Annotated in this window: 18 protein-coding genes; 16 read left to right on the forward strand and 2 right to left on the reverse strand. The window is 62.4% G+C overall.

Going from position 1 to position 16,599, the window contains the following annotated elements; translation table 11 throughout:
- The first annotated feature begins 5 nt into the window (after positions 1-5).
- From lpdA to QTL96_RS00955, 9 genes are all read left to right on the forward strand, one after another.
- Complete coding sequence (gene lpdA, locus QTL96_RS00915) at positions 6-1,451, forward strand: dihydrolipoyl dehydrogenase (protein WP_289726341.1); 1,446 nt, start codon at positions 6-8, stop codon at positions 1,449-1,451.
- Positions 1,452-1,527: 76 nt separating this feature from the next.
- Entirely contained in the window at positions 1,528-1,782 is a 255-nt protein-coding gene (locus QTL96_RS00920) for a GlsB/YeaQ/YmgE family stress response membrane protein (RefSeq protein WP_018899984.1), read from the forward strand.
- Positions 1,783-1,796: 14 nt separating this feature from the next.
- Complete coding sequence (locus QTL96_RS00925) at positions 1,797-2,045, forward strand: GlsB/YeaQ/YmgE family stress response membrane protein (protein ID WP_047510257.1); 249 nt, start codon at positions 1,797-1,799, stop codon at positions 2,043-2,045.
- 39 nt (positions 2,046-2,084) lie between these two features.
- The gene (gene lipA / locus QTL96_RS00930; RefSeq protein WP_018899982.1) at positions 2,085-3,059 is read left to right on the forward strand and encodes a lipoyl synthase; all 975 of its coding nucleotides are present in this window, start codon (positions 2,085-2,087) and stop codon (positions 3,057-3,059) included.
- A 54-nt stretch (positions 3,060-3,113) separates the two neighbouring features.
- Positions 3,114-3,395: a type II toxin-antitoxin system RelE/ParE family toxin gene (locus QTL96_RS00935; RefSeq protein WP_081993028.1), complete on the forward strand. Its 282-nt coding sequence runs from the start codon at positions 3,114-3,116 to the stop codon at positions 3,393-3,395.
- A 9-nt stretch (positions 3,396-3,404) separates the two neighbouring features.
- Positions 3,405-3,701 (forward strand): HigA family addiction module antitoxin, encoded by a 297-nt coding sequence (locus tag QTL96_RS00940; RefSeq protein ID WP_289726342.1) that lies wholly within the window; start codon positions 3,405-3,407, stop codon positions 3,699-3,701.
- 32 nt (positions 3,702-3,733) lie between these two features.
- On the forward strand, positions 3,734-4,321 hold the full coding sequence (locus QTL96_RS00945) for an AAA family ATPase (RefSeq protein ID WP_289727145.1): 588 nt from the start codon (positions 3,734-3,736) through the stop codon (positions 4,319-4,321).
- Positions 4,322-4,363: 42 nt separating this feature from the next.
- A complete protein-coding gene (locus QTL96_RS00950) occupies positions 4,364-4,933 on the forward strand; it encodes an AAA family ATPase (protein ID WP_289726343.1) in 570 nt (189 codons plus the stop codon).
- Positions 4,934-4,942: 9 nt separating this feature from the next.
- Positions 4,943-5,386 (forward strand): type II toxin-antitoxin system RatA family toxin, encoded by a 444-nt coding sequence (locus QTL96_RS00955; protein WP_289726344.1) that lies wholly within the window; start codon positions 4,943-4,945, stop codon positions 5,384-5,386.
- Positions 5,387-5,393: 7 nt separating this feature from the next.
- Here the strand turns inward: QTL96_RS00955 and QTL96_RS00960 are convergent, their stop codons facing one another.
- A complete protein-coding gene (locus tag QTL96_RS00960) occupies positions 5,394-5,894 on the reverse strand; it encodes a CinA family protein (protein ID WP_289726345.1) in 501 nt (166 codons plus the stop codon).
- Complete coding sequence (locus QTL96_RS00965; protein WP_289726346.1) at positions 5,891-7,111, reverse strand: bifunctional 2-C-methyl-D-erythritol 4-phosphate cytidylyltransferase/2-C-methyl-D-erythritol 2,4-cyclodiphosphate synthase; 1,221 nt, start codon at positions 7,109-7,111, stop codon at positions 5,891-5,893. Before QTL96_RS00965 ends, QTL96_RS00960 begins: the two co-directional genes overlap by 4 nt.
- A gap of 147 nt (positions 7,112-7,258) precedes the next feature.
- Between QTL96_RS00965 and dusB the strand changes: the two genes are divergently transcribed.
- From dusB to hflX, 7 genes are all read left to right on the forward strand, one after another.
- Complete coding sequence (gene dusB / locus QTL96_RS00970; protein ID WP_289727146.1) at positions 7,259-8,275, forward strand: tRNA dihydrouridine synthase DusB; 1,017 nt, start codon at positions 7,259-7,261, stop codon at positions 8,273-8,275.
- Positions 8,272-9,423, forward strand: coding sequence for a nitrogen regulation protein NR(II) (locus QTL96_RS00975; RefSeq protein WP_018899973.1), 1,152 nt, complete (start codon positions 8,272-8,274; stop codon positions 9,421-9,423). Before dusB ends, QTL96_RS00975 begins: the two co-directional genes overlap by 4 nt.
- Positions 9,420-10,871, forward strand: a complete 1,452-nt coding sequence (ntrC, locus tag QTL96_RS00980) for a nitrogen regulation protein NR(I) (RefSeq protein ID WP_018899972.1) — start codon at positions 9,420-9,422, stop codon at positions 10,869-10,871. The genes QTL96_RS00975 and ntrC overlap by 4 nt, the downstream gene beginning before the upstream one ends.
- A gap of 211 nt (positions 10,872-11,082) precedes the next feature.
- Entirely contained in the window at positions 11,083-13,353 is a 2,271-nt protein-coding gene (locus tag QTL96_RS00985; protein ID WP_289726347.1) for a PAS domain-containing sensor histidine kinase, read from the forward strand.
- On the forward strand, positions 13,343-14,707 hold the full coding sequence (locus QTL96_RS00990) for a sigma-54 dependent transcriptional regulator (RefSeq protein ID WP_289726348.1): 1,365 nt from the start codon (positions 13,343-13,345) through the stop codon (positions 14,705-14,707). Before QTL96_RS00985 ends, QTL96_RS00990 begins: the two co-directional genes overlap by 11 nt.
- A gap of 242 nt (positions 14,708-14,949) precedes the next feature.
- Positions 14,950-15,192, forward strand: a complete 243-nt coding sequence (gene hfq, locus QTL96_RS00995; RefSeq protein ID WP_018325164.1) for an RNA chaperone Hfq — start codon at positions 14,950-14,952, stop codon at positions 15,190-15,192.
- 76 nt (positions 15,193-15,268) lie between these two features.
- Entirely contained in the window at positions 15,269-16,597 is a 1,329-nt protein-coding gene (gene hflX / locus QTL96_RS01000) for a GTPase HflX (RefSeq protein WP_289726349.1), read from the forward strand.
- Positions 16,598-16,599: the final 2 nt, after the last annotated feature.

The raw sequence follows: 16,599 nt of genomic DNA on the forward strand, positions 1-16,599 counted from the left end.
AAAACATGGCTGAGAATTACGACGTCATCATCATCGGCTCCGGTCCCGGCGGCTATGTGGCCGCTGTGCGCGCCAGCCAGCTCGGTCTCAAGACCGCGATCGTCGAGCGCGAGCACCTGGGCGGCATCTGCCTGAACTGGGGCTGCATCCCGACCAAGGCGCTGCTGCGCTCGGCCGAGATCCTCGACCACGCCAACCACGCCAAGGACTACGGCCTCGTGCTCGAGGGCAAGATGAGCGCCGACGTGAAAGCCGTTGTCGCCCGCTCGCGCGGTGTTTCCGCGCGCCTCAACGGCGGCGTCGGCTTCCTGATGAAGAAGAACAAGGTCGATGTGATCTGGGGCGAAGCCAAGATCACCAAGCCGGGTGAAATCGTCGTCGGCAAGTCCTCCAAGCCCGTCGTCGAGCCGCAGAACCCGGTTCCGAAGAACGTCAAGGGCGAGGGCACCTACACCGCCAAGCACATCATCATCGCAACCGGCGCCCGTCCGCGCGCGCTGCCCGGCATCGAGCCGGACGGCAAGCTGATATGGACCTATTTCGAAGCGATGAAGCCGGCAGCGCTGCCGAAGTCGCTGATCGTCATGGGCTCGGGCGCCATCGGCATCGAGTTCGCGAGCTTCTATCGCTCGATGGGCGTCGACGTCACTGTCGTCGAAGTCATGCCGACCATCATGCCGGTCGAGGACGTCGAAGTCACCGCGATCGCGCGCAAGCAGCTTGAGAAGCGCGGCATGAAGATCCTCACCAGCGCCAAGATCACCAAGGTCGAAAAGGCTGCTGATAGCCTGACCGCCCATGTCGAGACGGCTGACGGCAAGGTCCAGCAGATCACCGCCGACCGCATGATCTCGGCCGTGGGCGTCCAGGGCAACATCGAAAACCTCGGCCTCGAAGCCGTCGGCGTCAAGACCGACCGCGGCTGCGTCGTCATCGATGGCTACGGCAAGACCAACATCGCCGGCATCTACGCCATCGGCGACGTCGCCGGCCCGCCGATGCTCGCCCACAAGGCAGAGCACGAAGGCGTCGTCTGCGTCGAAAAGATCGCCGGCCTGCCGAACGTTCACGCCACCGACAAGGGCAAGGTCCCGGGCTGCACCTACTGCCACCCGCAGGTCGCCTCCGTCGGCCTGACGGAAGCCAAGGCCAAGGAAGCCGGCCGTGACATCCGCGTCGGCCGCTTCTCCTTTGCCGCCAACGGCAAGGCGATCGCGCTCGGCGAGGACCAGGGTCTCTGCAAGGTGATCTTCGACAAGAAGACCGGCGAACTGCTCGGCGCCCACATGGTCGGCGCCGAAGTCACCGAACTCATCCAGGGCTTCGTGGTCGCCATGAACCTGGAAACGACCGAAGAAGAACTGATGCACACCATCTTCCCGCATCCGACGGTTTCAGAAACCATGAAGGAAGCGGTTCTGGATGCTTACGGTCGCGTCCTCAACGCTTGATAATTTTCTTCGCCGCTCTCTATGACGGATTGAACCACGTTCAATCACGGACTGGAAAAAGCGAAAGGAAATCATCATGTCTATGGGTACGCAGGCACTCGTCATCTTCCTCCTGATCGGTTTGGTCGCGGGGTTCCTCGCCAGCCTGATCGTTGGCGGAGGCGGATTGATACGGTGCCTGCTCAGCGGCATCATCGGCGCGTTCGTCGGAGGCTTTCTCTTCAACGCGCTGGGGATCAACCTGGGCATAGACAGCGCCATCGTGGTGCAGATCATTCACGCCACCGTCGGCGCCATAATCGTGGTGTTGATCGCAAGGGCGATAGCTTGAGGGGATAGGACTGCATGGAAGGTGTGGGCTGGATTACGGCGATCATCGTCGGCGGCTTGGCGGGTTGGCTCGCGGGCATCTTGATGGGCATACGCTTCGGCGTTTTGATGAACATCGTCATCGGCATCGTCGGTGCTGTCATCGGCAGCGCAATCTTTGCCCGCGCCGGCATCTATGTCGCCAGCGGTTGGCAGGGTTACCTTGTGACGGGTTTCATCGGCTCTTGTATCTTGCTATTTCTGGCAAAACTCGTCAGACGCTGACGAAAGAGGCCGTTTCGGCGGTTTGAAGGCAGGTTATTGATGGTAACTATTCTCGACAGGATCAATCCAAGCGCTGAAAAGCGCGTGCGGCACCCGGAAAAGGCACATCGCCCGGACACGGAAGTCATGCGCAAGCCGGACTGGATCCGCGTCAAGGCGCCGACCTCCAAGGGCTACGCCGAAACCCGCTCGATCGTGAAGGAGCACAAGCTCGTCACCGTCTGCGAGGAAGCCGGCTGCCCGAATATCGGCGAGTGCTGGGACAAGAAGCACGCCACCTTCATGATCATGGGCGAGATCTGTACGCGCGCCTGTTCCTTCTGCAACGTCGCGACCGGCAAGCCGAACGCGCTCGACATGGCCGAGCCCGAGAGCGTGGCGAAGGCCGTCAAGGAGATGGGCCTCAGCCACGTGGTCATCACGTCAGTCGACCGCGACGATCTGGAAGACGGCGGCGCCGAGCACTTCGAAAAAGTGATCTGGGCGATCCGCGCCGCGTCGCCGACGACCACGATCGAAATCCTGACACCCGACTTCCTGAAGAAGCCCGGTGCGCTGGAGCGTGTCGTTGCCGCCAAGCCCGACGTCTTCAACCACAACATGGAAACCGTCCCGGGCAACTATCTGACGGTCCGCCCCGGCGCGCGCTATTTCCACTCCGTTCGCCTGCTGCAGCGGGTGAAGGAACTGGATCCGACCATGTTCACCAAGTCGGGCATCATGGTCGGCCTCGGCGAGGAGCGCAACGAAGTGCTGCAGCTGATGGACGACCTGCGCGTCGCCGACGTCGACTTCCTGACGATCGGCCAGTACCTGCAGCCGACCCGCAAGCACCACGCGGTGATGAGCTACGTCACGCCCGAGGAATTCAAGTCCTACGAGACTGTCGCCTACACCAAGGGCTTCCTCATGGTCGCCTCCAGCCCGCTGACCCGCTCCTCGCACCACGCCGGCGACGACTTCGCCCGCCTGCGCGCTGCGCGTGAGAAGAAGCTGCTGGTGGCTGCGGAGTAATCAGCCTAACGACGATATATTGATATCCGTATCGTTTTCCGATACGGATATCGGATGATCGTTGGCTTTCGCAACAAGCAGACTGAAGGCCTTTTCCTGCGACGCGATGCCCGCCATTTCCCGGCGGATGTCGTTGAGCGGGCGCGACGGAAGTTGATGGCACTCGACGCTGCGATAAGCCTCGACGATTTGCGTGTTCCGCCAAGCAATCGTCTTGAAGCCTTGAAGGGCAGCCGGGCCGGCCAGCATTCTATCCGTGTCAACGATCAGTGGCGCATATGCTTCGTCTGGAAAGACGGCAATGCAGATGATGTCGAATTCTGCGACTACCATTAGGAGATGCGGATGCAGATCATTCCTGTCGACCCCATCCATCCCGGTGAAATTCTCAAGGAGGATTTCCTGCAGGAATATGGCATCTCCGCCTATAAGGCGGCGGAGGATATGGGAATTCCACGCACGCGGATCGAACGGGTCCTGCGCGGCGAAAACGGCATTACCGCAGACACGGCGTTGCGTCTCTCCCGCTATTTCAACAACAGCCCGGAATTCTGGCTCAATCTGCAGCGCACCTATGACCTTGCGGTCGCACGACGGGCCGCCGGCGATCTTAGCGGGATCACGCCCGTCCAGGCGGCCTGATCTTCCCCGCAATCAGACAAGAGGCCATCGTGTTGCAACAACCGAAGCATCGGCTGAACGTCACCAGTCTTGCTGAGGCGGCTGAATTCCTGAAGCGTGCCGACCGGATCGTCATCTTCGGCTCATCAGGTGGCGGCAAGAGCACGCTGGCGCAGAAGCTCGCGCGCATCCTCGGCGTCCGCTACGTCTCCATGGACCGCGAGGTCTTCTGGCTTCCGGACTGGACGTCGAGACCGAGGCCGGAGCAGCGCGAGATCATCGCCAGGATCGTGACCGAGGACCGCTGGATCATCGACGGAAACAACCCAAGGACACTCGATCTCAGGCTGCCGCGCGCCGATGTGATCCTGTGGGTGAGGGTGTCGCGCTGGCTATGCCTGTGGAGCATCTTCAAGCGCGGCATCGTCTATCGCGGCAGGACGCGTCCCGACATGGCGCCTGGGTGCCTGGAGCAGTGGCCGGACCGGGAGTTCATGTCCTATGTCTGGAATTTCGAGAGGGACGATGTGCCCGAATTCATGGAAGGCATCCGCCTGCACGGGCCTGATGTACCACTCGTCGAATTGACGAGCAGGGCGCAGATGGCGCTGCTGCTTCAGCGCCTCGAAGCCATCGGCTAGGATGATGGCCTGATTCGGTCTTTGCTTGCGGGAGGGAAAGACATGCCGAATTTCGTCACCGATATCACCAGCGCCGCCGACCTCGTCAGCCGCGCCGACCGCATTCTCGTGATCGGCTGCTCCGGCGGCGGCAAGACGACGCTATCCAAACGCCTCGGCGCGCTGCTCGGCGTGCGGCATATCTCGATGGATCGCGACTTCTATTGGCTGCCCGGCTGGGTGAAACGGCCGAAGGCCGAGGAGCGCGAGATGATCGCGGCCGCTGTTGCCGAAGAGCGGTGGCTGATGGACGGGACCGGCGCCTCGACCTTCGATCTCAGGATGCCGCGCACCGATATGGTGCTCTGGGTGCGGCTGCCGCGCTGGCGTTGCCTGCTAGGTGTCACCACAAGGTGGCTTCGCTGGCGGGGCAAGGCGCGGCCGGAGATGGCGCCGGGTTGCCCGGAAAGGCTTGACGGTGAGTTCCTGACCTACATTTGGAATTTCGAGCGCCGATGGGCGCCGCTCATCCTCGCGGGCATCGAGCGATACAAGCCCGATGTGCCCGTCCTTCAGTTGAAATCGCACCGTGAAATGCGCCGCCTTCTTGATCTTCTCGGCGCGCCCGCTTAACTGCCGGTCATGCCTCAGTTCGAAACGCACCGCCCCGTCCCGCATTCCGCAGACCAGATGTTTGATCTCGTTGCCGATGTCGAGAAATACCCGCAATTCCTGCCGCTCTGCGAAGGACTTGCGATCCGCAGCCGCAAGGAGCGCGATGGCAAGATTCTGCTCATCGCCGACATGACGGTCGGCTACAAGGCGATCCGCGAGACCTTCACGACGCAGGTGTTGCTCAACAAGGCCGAGCGCGTCATCGACGTCAAATACATCGACGGCCCCTTCAAGTATCTCGATAATCGCTGGCGCTTCGAAGATACGGCGTCGGGCTCCAACGTGCATTTCTTCATCGATTACGAGTTCAAGAGCCGCATCCTCGGCGCTTTGATGGGCTCGATGTTCGACCGCGCCTTCCGGATGTTCACCGAAGCCTTCGAAACGCGCGCCGGCAAGATCTACAGCTGAGCGAAACTCACTGTGGTCCGAGCTGACGGATCATCGCCAGCGCCGTCCGGACGGTGGCGAGACGAACCTCACCGCGGCCGATATCGCCATACAGCATCTTGTTGTGAATGAGGTCACCGTGGCGTGACTTTGCGGCAAGGTGCACCAGACCGACAGGCTTTTCCGCCGATCCACCGCCTGGCCCGGCAATACCCGTGACCGCGACGGCGATCGATGCCCGCGAGCGGAAGAGGGCGCCATGCACCATCTGCCGCGCCGTTTCTTCCGATACCGCGCCGAAACGCGCAAGCGTCGCTTCCTGGACGCCGAGCATCTCCATCTTCGCGGTGTTCGTATAGGTGACGAAGCCCCGGTCGACGACCGCCGACGAGCCGGCAATTTCCGTGAGCGCGCCGGCAATCAGCCCGCCCGTGCACGATTCCGCCGTCGACACCATCAATCCCGACGCTCCGAATGTCCTGACAATGGCTTCGGCCTCGGACAGGATATCGGCGGGATAGAGGCTCATTGGCTGATCTCCTGATAGACGACGGTGGCGGTGGCGATGGCGGCGATCCCCTCTCGGCGGCCGACGAAGCCGATCGTCTCGTTGGTCGTCGCCTTGACCGAGCAGCGGTCGATCGAGATGCCGAGGAACTCGGAAAGCATTGCGCGCATCGTGTCGCGGTGCGGCCCGACCTTCGGCGCTTCGGCAATCAGCGTCACGTCGGCGTTCATGATGGTGCCGCCGCGCTCGCGCACGATCTTGGCCGCATGCTCGATGAAGATGCGCGATGGAGCGCCCTTCCATTGCGGATCCGACGGCGGGAAGTGGTCGCCGATATCGCCGGCGCCGCAGGTGGCAAGCAGCGCATCCGTCAGCGCATGCAGCGCGACGTCGGCGTCTGAGTGGCCCTTGAGCTTCTGGTCGTGCGGAATGAGCACGCCGCAGAGCGTCACGCCATCGCCGGCCTCGAGCTGGTGCACGTCGTAGCCGTTGCCGGTGCGCACATCGGGAAGGCGTGTGCTGGAAAGTCTCTGGTCGGCCATTGCGATATCACGCCTCACTGTCAGTTTTACATTGTCGGCCATGCCCTCGACGATCGTCACGGGGTGGCCGGCCCATTCGGCGATCGCCGCATCGTCGGTAAAATCGTTGCGATCGGCGGCCGCCGCCTTCTCATGCGCGGCAAGGATGATGCCGAAGTCGAAGGATTGCGGTGTCTGCGCAGCAAAGAGCTGCGCGCGGGGCACGGTCTCGACCACGATGCCGGATTGATCGGCGCGCTTCAGCGTATCGGCAACCGGCATGGCCGGCAGCACGGCAGGCGCGCCCTCAGCCAGCGTGGCCGCCACGCGGTCGAGCAGATCGTGATCGAAGAACGGCCGCACGGCGTCGTGAATCAGGACGTGGGTGATCCCCTTGTCCTTCAGATGCCGAAGCCCTGAGAGCACTGATCGTTGGCGCGTCGAGCCTCCGTGCAAGGTCGCGATCGGCAGCTTGGAAGTCACACCAGCGGTTGCCTTCGCAAACAGAGCTTCGTCATCGGCGTGAATCACGGCGACGATCTCGGTCGCTTGAGGCCATGTCGCGAAAAGTTCGAGCGTGTGGGCAATGACGGGCCGGCCACCGATCCGGCGATACTGCTTTGGGCCTTCGACGGATGCGCCGGCGCGCTCGCCCCGGCCTGCGGCCACCACGATAATTCCGATCGATATCGGTTGCTTTTGATGCATTTGCGGCATAAATCCCCAAAAAGCAGAATTTCTGGAGGTGCTCTAACGGCTTGGCGCACCGAATTCCAGCATTTGCCCGAAAAATATCAAACCGGGCACTTCCCCCTTGGCAAGTCTTTTAAATCTGTCTAAAAATAGTGCACCTGCTTAGCGTGCCTGAAAGATAATCAGTTGTCTGACATACACCTCGCATCTCCTTTGTGCATCGGAACCGTTGCGGTGCGCAACCGTATCGTGCTGGCGCCCATGTCCGGCGTCACCGATATGCCGTTCCGTCAGTTGGCCTGGCGCCATGGCGCGGGACTGGTGGTGACCGAGATGGTGGCGAGCCGCGAGCTCGTCAACGACACAGAGCAATCCTGGGCGCGACTGAAGACCGCCGGCTTCAATCCGCACATGGTGCAGCTTGCCGGTCGCGAAGCGCACTGGATGGCGGAGGGCGCGAAGATCGCTGCCGCGCACGGTGCCGATATCATCGATATCAACATGGGTTGCCCCGCCAAGAAGGTCATTGGTGGCTATTCCGGCTCGGCGCTGATGCGCGACCCGGATCACGCCCTTGGACTGATCGAGGCGACAGTCAAGGCCGTCGATGTTCCCGTCACGCTGAAGATGCGGCTTGGCTGGGACGAAAATTCGATCAACGCTCCCGAAATCGCAAAGCGTGCCGAGGAGGCCGGCGTCCAGTTGGTGACGATCCACGGCCGTACGCGCATGCAGTTTTACGAAGGACGCGCCGATTGGGATGCGATCCGCGCCGTGCGCGATGTCCTCACTATCCCGCTGGTCGCCAATGGCGACGTCGAAACGGTCGAGGACGCCCATGAAATCCTGCGCCGCTCCGGCGCCGATGCCGTGATGATCGGTCGTGGATGCCAGGGGCGTCCGTGGCATGCCGGCGTGCTCGCCGGCGCCGATGCGCCTCCGCCATGGGAGATCGCCGATATCGCCGTCGAGCATTATCGCATGATGCTCGATTTTTATGGTGAAGCCGTCGGCGTTCGTCATGCTCGCAAGCATCTCGGCTGGTATATGGAGCGCTTCGCACCGTCCGTGTCGGCAAACGACAAGGCGGCGATCATGACCGCGCGCGATCCTCGCGAGGTCTCGCAACGATTCCACGATGCCCTGGTCGCGGCGGCAGACAATACAGATGCCCGGGAGGCTGCATGACAAACGACGCGTCGCTATCATCTGCCCATGCCGGCAGTGCCGTCGCCATGGCCGTTCTCAACGCCATCCAGAACCCGGTCATCATGGTCGATGATGCAGGGCTTGTAGCCTTTGCCAACTGGGAGGCCGAGGCCTTCTTCGGGGCCAGCGCCTCGCATCTGGCGCGCTACAAGATCTCGACCTTCATTCCCTTCGGCAGCCCGCTTCTGGCGCTGATCGACCAGGTGCGCGAGCGTCGTGCGCCGATCAACGAGTATCGCGTCGATCTGAGCTCGCCAAGGCTTGGCCAGGACAAGCTCGTCGATATCTATGTGGCGCCGGTGACGAGCGAGCCTGGCTCCGTCGTCATCGTCTTCCAGGAACGCTCGATGGCCGACAAGATCGACCGGCAGCTGACGCATCGCGCTGCCGCCCGTTCGGTCACCGGTCTCGCGTCCATGCTGGCGCACGAGATCAAGAACCCGCTCTCGGGCATTCGCGGCGCCGCACAGCTGCTCGAACACTCGGCGACCGACGATGACCGCGCGCTGACCCGGCTGATCTGCGACGAAACCGACCGCATCGTTTCGCTGGTCGACCGCATGGAGGTCTTCTCCGACGAGCGCCCAGTCGATCGCGTGCCCGTGAACATCCATTCCGTGCTCGATCATGTGAAGGCGGTCGCCAAGGCGGGCTTTGCGCGTCACATCAAGATCACCGAGAACTACGACCCCTCGCTGCCGTCGGTCTATGCCAACCGCGACCAGCTGGTGCAGGTCTTCCTCAATCTCGTCAAGAACGCCGCCGAGGCGATCGGCGACCGGCCGGATGGCGAGGTCGTGCTGACGACCGCCTATCGTCCCGGCATCCGCCTCTCGGTCGCTGGAACCCGCGAGAAGATCTCGCTGCCGCTGGAGTTCTGCGTGCAGGATAACGGCCCGGGCGTTCCGTCCGATCTCCTGCCGCATCTGTTCGACCCCTTCATCACCACCAAGACCAACGGCAGCGGCCTCGGCCTCGCGCTGGTGGCCAAGATCATCGGTGATCATGGCGGCATCATCGAATGCGACAGCCAGACCAACAAAACCACATTCCGCGTGCTCATGCCTGCCTCCAAGGACGCATCGCTTGAGGACGCAACCATAACCCCCACAGGACCTTCTCGATGACAGCAACGATCCTCGTCGCGGATGATGATGCGGCAATTCGTACGGTGCTTAATCAGGCCTTGAGCCGCGCCGGATATGACGTGCGTATCACTTCGAACGCCGCCACCCTGTGGCGCTGGGTTTCGGCGGGCGAGGGCGACCTCGTGGTCACCGACGTCGTCATGCCTGACGAGAATGCCTTCGACCTGCTTCCACGCATCAAGAAGGCCCGTCCGGACCTTCCCGTGCTGGTCATGAGCGCGCAGAACACCTTCATGACGGCGATCAAGGCCTCGGAAAAGGGCGCCTACGATTATCTGCCCAAGCCCTTCGATCTAACCGAACTGATCGGCATCATCGGCCGGGCGCTGTCGGAACCGAAGCGCAAGCCCGCCAAGGTCGAGGACGACGTGCAGGACGGCATGCCGCTGGTTGGCCGCTCGGCCGCCATGCAGGAAATCTATCGCGTCCTGGCGCGTCTGATGCTCACCGACCTGACGCTGATGATCACCGGCGAATCCGGCACCGGCAAGGAATTGGTCGCCCGCGCGCTGCACGACTACGGCAAGCGCCGCAACGGTCCCTTCGTGGCGATCAACATGGCCGCGATCCCGCGCGATCTGATCGAATCCGAGCTGTTCGGCCATGAGAAGGGTGCCTTCACCGGCGCCCAGACCCGCTCCACCGGCCGTTTCGAGCAGGCCGAGGGCGGCACGCTGTTTCTCGACGAAATCGGCGACATGCCGATGGATGCGCAGACACGCCTGTTGCGCGTGCTGCAGCAGGGCGAATACACCACCGTCGGCGGCCGCACGCCGATCCGCACCGACGTGCGCATCGTCGCCGCCACCAACAAGGATCTGAAGCAGGCGATCAACCAGGGCCTCTTCCGCGAGGACTTGTACTATCGCCTCAACGTCGTACCGCTACGCCTGCCGCCGCTGCGCGACCGCGCCGAAGACATCCCGGATCTCGTCCGTCACTTCGTCCAGCAGGCGGAAAAGGAAGGCCTTGGCACCAAGCGTTTCGATCAGGAAGCGCTCGATCTGATGAAGGCTTATGCCTGGCCGGGCAACGTGCGCGAGTTGGAGAACCTCATCCGCCGCCTGATGGCACTTTATCCACAGGATGTGATCACCCGCGAAATCATCGAATCCGAGCTGCGCTCCGACGTGCCCGACAGCCCGATCGAGAAGGGGCCGATCCGCAATGGCAACATGACCATTGCTCAGGCCGTCGAAGAAAACATGCGGTCCTATTTCGCGACTTTCGGCGATAACCTGCCGCCTCCGGGCCTTTATGACCGCGTTTTGACCGAGATGGAGTATCCTCTCATCCTGGCAGCGCTAACGGCCACGCGCGGCAACCAGATCAAGGCCGCCGACCTGCTCGGTCTCAACCGCAATACCTTGCGCAAGAAGATCCGCGAACTCGGCGTATCCGTCTACAGAAGCTCCCGCACCGCTTGACGCCCTGCAACGCTTGACAATGTGACGCGATGCGTTGCATTTTCGCCACATTGCGTTGCCAATAAGTCACGCAAGGGGTTTGTGTTCCTGCGGTCAGTTCTGCGTCCGAAGATCCGGCTCGACGATGGACGAGCGGGAGATCGAGCGCGGTCTTTCACCCTGACCCAAGGACGGCGGCGAAACGTGTTTCGCCGCGTGGAGAGTTAAACGAATGAAGCAGGATGCGTTGCCGCCGGCGGCGGAGGGCGAAGCAGTTACCACGGTAACGGATCGCCGCGCGCTGTTTGCTCTGCCCGGTCTCGTGCTTGCCGGGGGCGCGCTCCTCTGCGCGACGATGACGCTCTTCGTGCTGCTCGGCCTGACGCCGATTGCGCCGACATCTCCAGTCGTCATCACTTCGGTCGTCGTCAATTCCTTCTTCGTGCTCGGCCTGATGGCCCTGATCGGCCGCGAGGTCTCGCGGCTCCTGAAGGCGCGCAAGCGTGGTCGCGCGGCGGCACGTCTGCATATCCGCATCGTCGTGCTCTTCTCGATCGTCGCGATCACGCCCGCCATTCTCGTGGCCCTCTTTGCCAGTATCACGCTGAACGCCGGTCTCGACCGCTGGTTCGCGCTCAGAACGCAATCGATCGTCAGTTCCTCCCGCAATATCGGGCAGGCCTACATGATGGAGAACGCGAGCTATCTGCAGGGCCAGACGGTCTCGATGGCCAACGATCTGGAGCGTAATCGCCAGCTGTTCAATCTCGATCGCACCGGCTTTGCCGAGTTGATGACGCGCCAGGCGAGGGGACGCGGCCTGCTCGGCGCTTTCCTGGTCCAGGCTGACGGTACCGTCATCACGCAGGCCGATATCAAGACCGAGAAACCGCTGCCGGCGATCCCGCAGGACGCCCTGAACAAGGCGTCGGCCGGCCAGCCGACGCTCATTCCGCCGGGTGTGACGAACCTTGTCGGCGCCATCATCAGGCTCGAATCCATCGACGGCGCCTTCCTCTATACGGTGCGCGCGGTCGACCCCAAGGTCATGACCGCAATGCGGATGATGGAGGAGAACGCTACCGAATACAGGTCGATGGAGGCGGGGCGTTTCTCGCTGCAGATCGCCTTCGCTATCCTCTATGTCGGCTTCGCGCTGATCGTGCTGCTCGCCGCCATCTGGACGGCCATCGCCGTCGCCGACCGTATTGTCCGCCCGATCCGCCTGCTGATCACGGCGGCCGACAGCGTCGCATCCGGCAACATGGACATCGTCGTCCCCGTGCATGCCGTCGATGGCGACGTCGCCAACCTGTCGCGCACCTTCAACAAGATGATCTCGGAGATCCGCACCCAGCGTGACGAGATCCTCGAAGCCAAGGACGAGGTGGACGACCGCCGCCGCTTCATCGAAGCCGTACTCTCGGGCGTCACCGCTGCCGTCATCGGCGTCGAGCACGATCGCCGCGTCACGATCGTCAACAGTTCGGCCGAGACGCTGATGGCGCTCGATGCTGGCGACATGCTCGGCAAGCAGCTCTCCGAAATCGCGCCTGAGGTCGACCAGGTCCTCACCGAGGCAGCGTCGCGCTATCGCGGAGATTTCCGCAAGCAGATCGCGCTGGTGCGCGCCGGCACCGTGCGCACGCTGAGTGTCCAGGTGACGCGCGAGGAAGTGCGCGACATGAGCGAATCTTACGTCATCACGCTCGATGACATCACCGATCTCGTCATCGCCCAGCGCTCCACCGCCTGGGGCGACGTCGCGCGTCGTATCGCCCACGAAATCAAGAACCCGCTCACCCCGATCCAGCTGTCGGCCGAGCGCATCCAGCGCCGCTACGGCAAGCAGATCAACCAGGACGATCGCGGCGTTTTCGATCAGTGCACGGAAACGATCATCCGCCAGGTCGGCGATATCGGCCGCATGGTCGACGAGTTCTCCTCTTTCGCGCGGATGCCCAAGCCGATCAAGGAGCCAAGCGATCTGCGCAAGATCCTCCACGACGCGGTATTCCTGCGCGAGATGGGCAACAGCCACGTCGCCTTCCTGCAGGAGTTCGGGGATGCGCCGCTTGAAGGGCAGTTCGACAGCCGCATGCTCGGCCAGGCCTTCGGCAACCTCATCAAGAACGCGGTGGAAGCGATCGAGGCCGTGCCGGCCAACGAGCGCGAGGAGCGCAAGGTGCTGGTGCGCGCATCGCTCGACCAGCCGCGTGACCGCTTCACCGTCGATATCATCGACAACGGACGCGGTCTGCCTGTCGAGAACCGGCACAGCATTTTGGAACCGTATATGACGATGCGCGAGAAGGGGACCGGTCTCGGCCTCGCCATCGTGAAGAAGATTATTGAAGAACATGGCGGGCAGCTCGAACTGCATGATGCACCCGCTGATTTTGACCAGGGAAGAGGGGCCATGATCCGCGTGCATCTGCCACGCCTGGAGCAATCGCCCGCCCCCTCGGCCGCAAGTGACAAGGAAAATCCATATGGCCTCTGATATTCTGGTCGTCGACGACGAACACGACATCCGCGAGATCGTCTCCGGCATTCTCTCCGACGAGGGCCACGAGACCCGTACCGCCCACGACAGCGACAGCGCCCTTGCTGCGATTTCGGACCGCGCGCCGCGGCTGATCTTCCTCGATATCTGGATGCAGGGCAGCAAGCTCGACGGTCTGGCGCTGCTGGATGAGGTCAAGGCGCGCCATCCCGATATTCCCGTCGTCATGATCTCCGGCCACGGCAACGTCGAGACAGCCGTCTCGGCCATCAAGCGCGGCGCTTTCGATTTTATCGAGAAGCCCTTCAAGGCCGACCGCCTGATCCTGATTGCCGAGCGCGCGCTGGAAAACTCCAAGCTCAAGCGTGAAGTGTCGGAACTGAAGCGCAAGGCCGGCGATCCGGTCGAGCTGATCGGGACCTCCGTCGCCGTCTCGCAGCTGCGCCAGACGATCGAGAAGGTCTCGCCGACCAACAGCCGCATCATGATCCTCGGCTCCTCCGGCTCCGGCAAGGAGCTGGTCGCGCGGATGATCCACAAGAAGTCGTCGCGCGCGGGTGGTCCGTTTGTGGCCATCAACGCCGCCAACATCACGCCCGACCGCATGGAGGTGGCGCTCTTCGGAACCGAGGGCTCGCCCGGCCAGGCGCGCAAGATCGGCGCGCTCGAGGAAGCCCATCGCGGCATTCTCTACCTCGATGAGGTAGGCGAAATGCCGCGCGAGACGCAGAACAAGATCCTGCGCGTGTTGGTCGATCAGCAGTTCGAACGCGTGGGCGGCTCCAAGCGGGTGAAGGTCGATGTGCGCATCGTGTCGTCCACGGCCTATAACCTCGAAAGCCGCATCGCCGAAGGCTGGTTCCGCGAGGATCTCTATCACCGCCTCGCCGTGGTGCCGGTCAAGGTGCCGTCGCTGGCCGAGCGTCGCGAGGATATTCCGTTCCTTGTCGATCAGCTGATGCGCCAGATTTCGGAGCAGGCCGGCATTCGTCCACGCCGCATCGGCGACGACGCGATGGCGGTTCTGCAGGCCCATGACTGGCCGGGCAATATCCGCCAGCTGCGCAACAACATCGAGCGCCTGATGATTCTCGCTCGCTCCGACGGCCCGGATGCGCCGATCACCGCTGAGATGCTGCCGACCGACCTGGGCGACATGCTGCCGAAAGTATCGGCGAAGAACGACTACCACATCATGACGCTGCCGCTGCGCGAGGCGCGTGAGATGTTCGAGAAGGATTATCTGATTGCCCAGATCAATCGATTCGGCGGCAATATCTCGCGCACCGCCGAGTTCGTCGGCATGGAGCGCTCGGCGCTGCACCGCAAGTTGAAGTCGCTGGGTGTCTGATCAGAGGTTTGATCGGTAGCCGGCGTGTCTTTTCGATGGGCGGGCAGGGCAGCGGCAGGGGCCCAAGGCGATCTGCCGCCGCATAAAATTAGACAGGCCTTTTTCGCCGTTGCGGAAAAGATTGCGATTTGATACCAAAGGCTTTCCAGGCAGCAGGGATGAGGGTTGTCGGCTGCCTGATGGAAAAATAAGAAGTATTTTACCGGCACGTGAAGGCCGGCAATAAAGAAAGAATCGGCGCGATGGCGGAACGTTCTCAAAACCTGCAGGACTTATTTCTCAATACTGTTCGCAAGCAAAAGATTTCCCTGACTATATTTCTGATTAACGGTGTGAAGCTGACCGGCGTTGTTACGTCGTTCGACAACTTCTGCGTTCTGCTGCGCCGTGACGGCCATTCGCAACTCGTGTATAAGCACGCGATCTCGACCATCATGCCCGGCCAGCCGATGCAGATGTTCGAAAGCGAAGAATCCGCTTCCTGACAGGACAGACGTCATCTCGACACGTGATACCAAGAATGATTCGATCATCCCGGAAGCTGTGAAGCACCGGGATGACATGCGCGCGACCGTCGTCGTGCCCGTGCTCAAGCAGGCCCGCGGCAGCCGCGGCAGTGCCGACAGCGTCACCACGACCCGCACGCCGGAAAGCCGCCTCGAAGAGGCGACAGGCCTAGCGCAGGCGATCGATCTCGATGTGGTCAAGGGCACGATCGTCACCGTCAGCGAGCCGCGTCCGGCGACGCTGATGGGCACCGGCAAGATCCAGGAGATCAAGGACAGTCTTGATGAGACCGATTCCGGCCTCGTCATCGTCGATCATCCGCTGACGCCGGTTCAGCAGCGCAATCTCGAGAAGGAATGGAACGCCAAGGTCATCGACCGCACGGGTCTCATTCTCGAAATCTTCGGCCGCCGCGCCTCCACCAAGGAAGGCACGCTGCAGGTCGATCTCGCCCATCTAAATTACCAGAAGGGCCGGCTGGTCCGTAGCTGGACCCACCTTGAGCGCCAGCGCGGCGGTGGTGGCTTCATGGGTGGTCCGGGTGAAACCCAGATCGAAGCCGACCGCCGCATGCTGCAGGACCGCATCATCAAGCTCGAGCGCGAGCTCGAACAGGTGGTCCGCACCCGCCAGCTGCATCGCGCCAAGCGCCGCAAGGTGCCGCATCCGATCGTGGCGCTAGTGGGCTACACCAACGCCGGCAAGTCGACGCTGTTCAACCGCATCACCGGCGCCGGCGTTCTGGCCGAAGACATGCTGTTTGCGACGCTCGATCCGACGCTGCGCCGCATGAAGCTGCCACATGGCCGCACCGTCATCCTGTCGGATACCGTCGGCTTCATCTCCGATCTCCCGACCCACCTCGTCGCCGCCTTCCGCGCGACGCTGGAAGAGGTGCTGGAAGCGGACCTCGTTCTACACGTCCGCGATATGGCCGATGAGGACAACCAGGCGCAAAGCGCCGACGTGCTCCGCATCCTGAAGGATCTCGGCATCGACGAAGCCGAGGGTGAAAAGCGGATCATCGAGGTCTGGAACAAGATCGACCGGCTTGAGCCGGAAAACCACGAAGCGATCGTCCAGAAGGCCGAAGGCGCGCGCAATGTCGTGGCCGTCTCCGCCGTGACGGGCGAGGGCGTCGATACGCTGATGGAAGAGATCAGCCGCAGATTGTCCGGCGCGCTGACGGAAACCACCGTCGTGCTCCCGGTCGACAAGCTGGCCTTGCTGCCATGGCTCTACGATCACGCCATCGTCGACAGCCGCGAAGACAATGAGGATGGATCGGTCACGCTCGATCTCAGGCTGTCTGAAACGGAAGCCGTCGAACTTGAGCGCCGGCTTGGCAACACGACCAGGCCGAAGGAAGACTGGGAGCGCTGATC

Origin of the sequence: Rhizobium sp. S163 (genome assembly GCF_030380805.1) — a bacterium.
GTDB lineage: Bacteria > Pseudomonadota > Alphaproteobacteria > Rhizobiales > Rhizobiaceae > Rhizobium.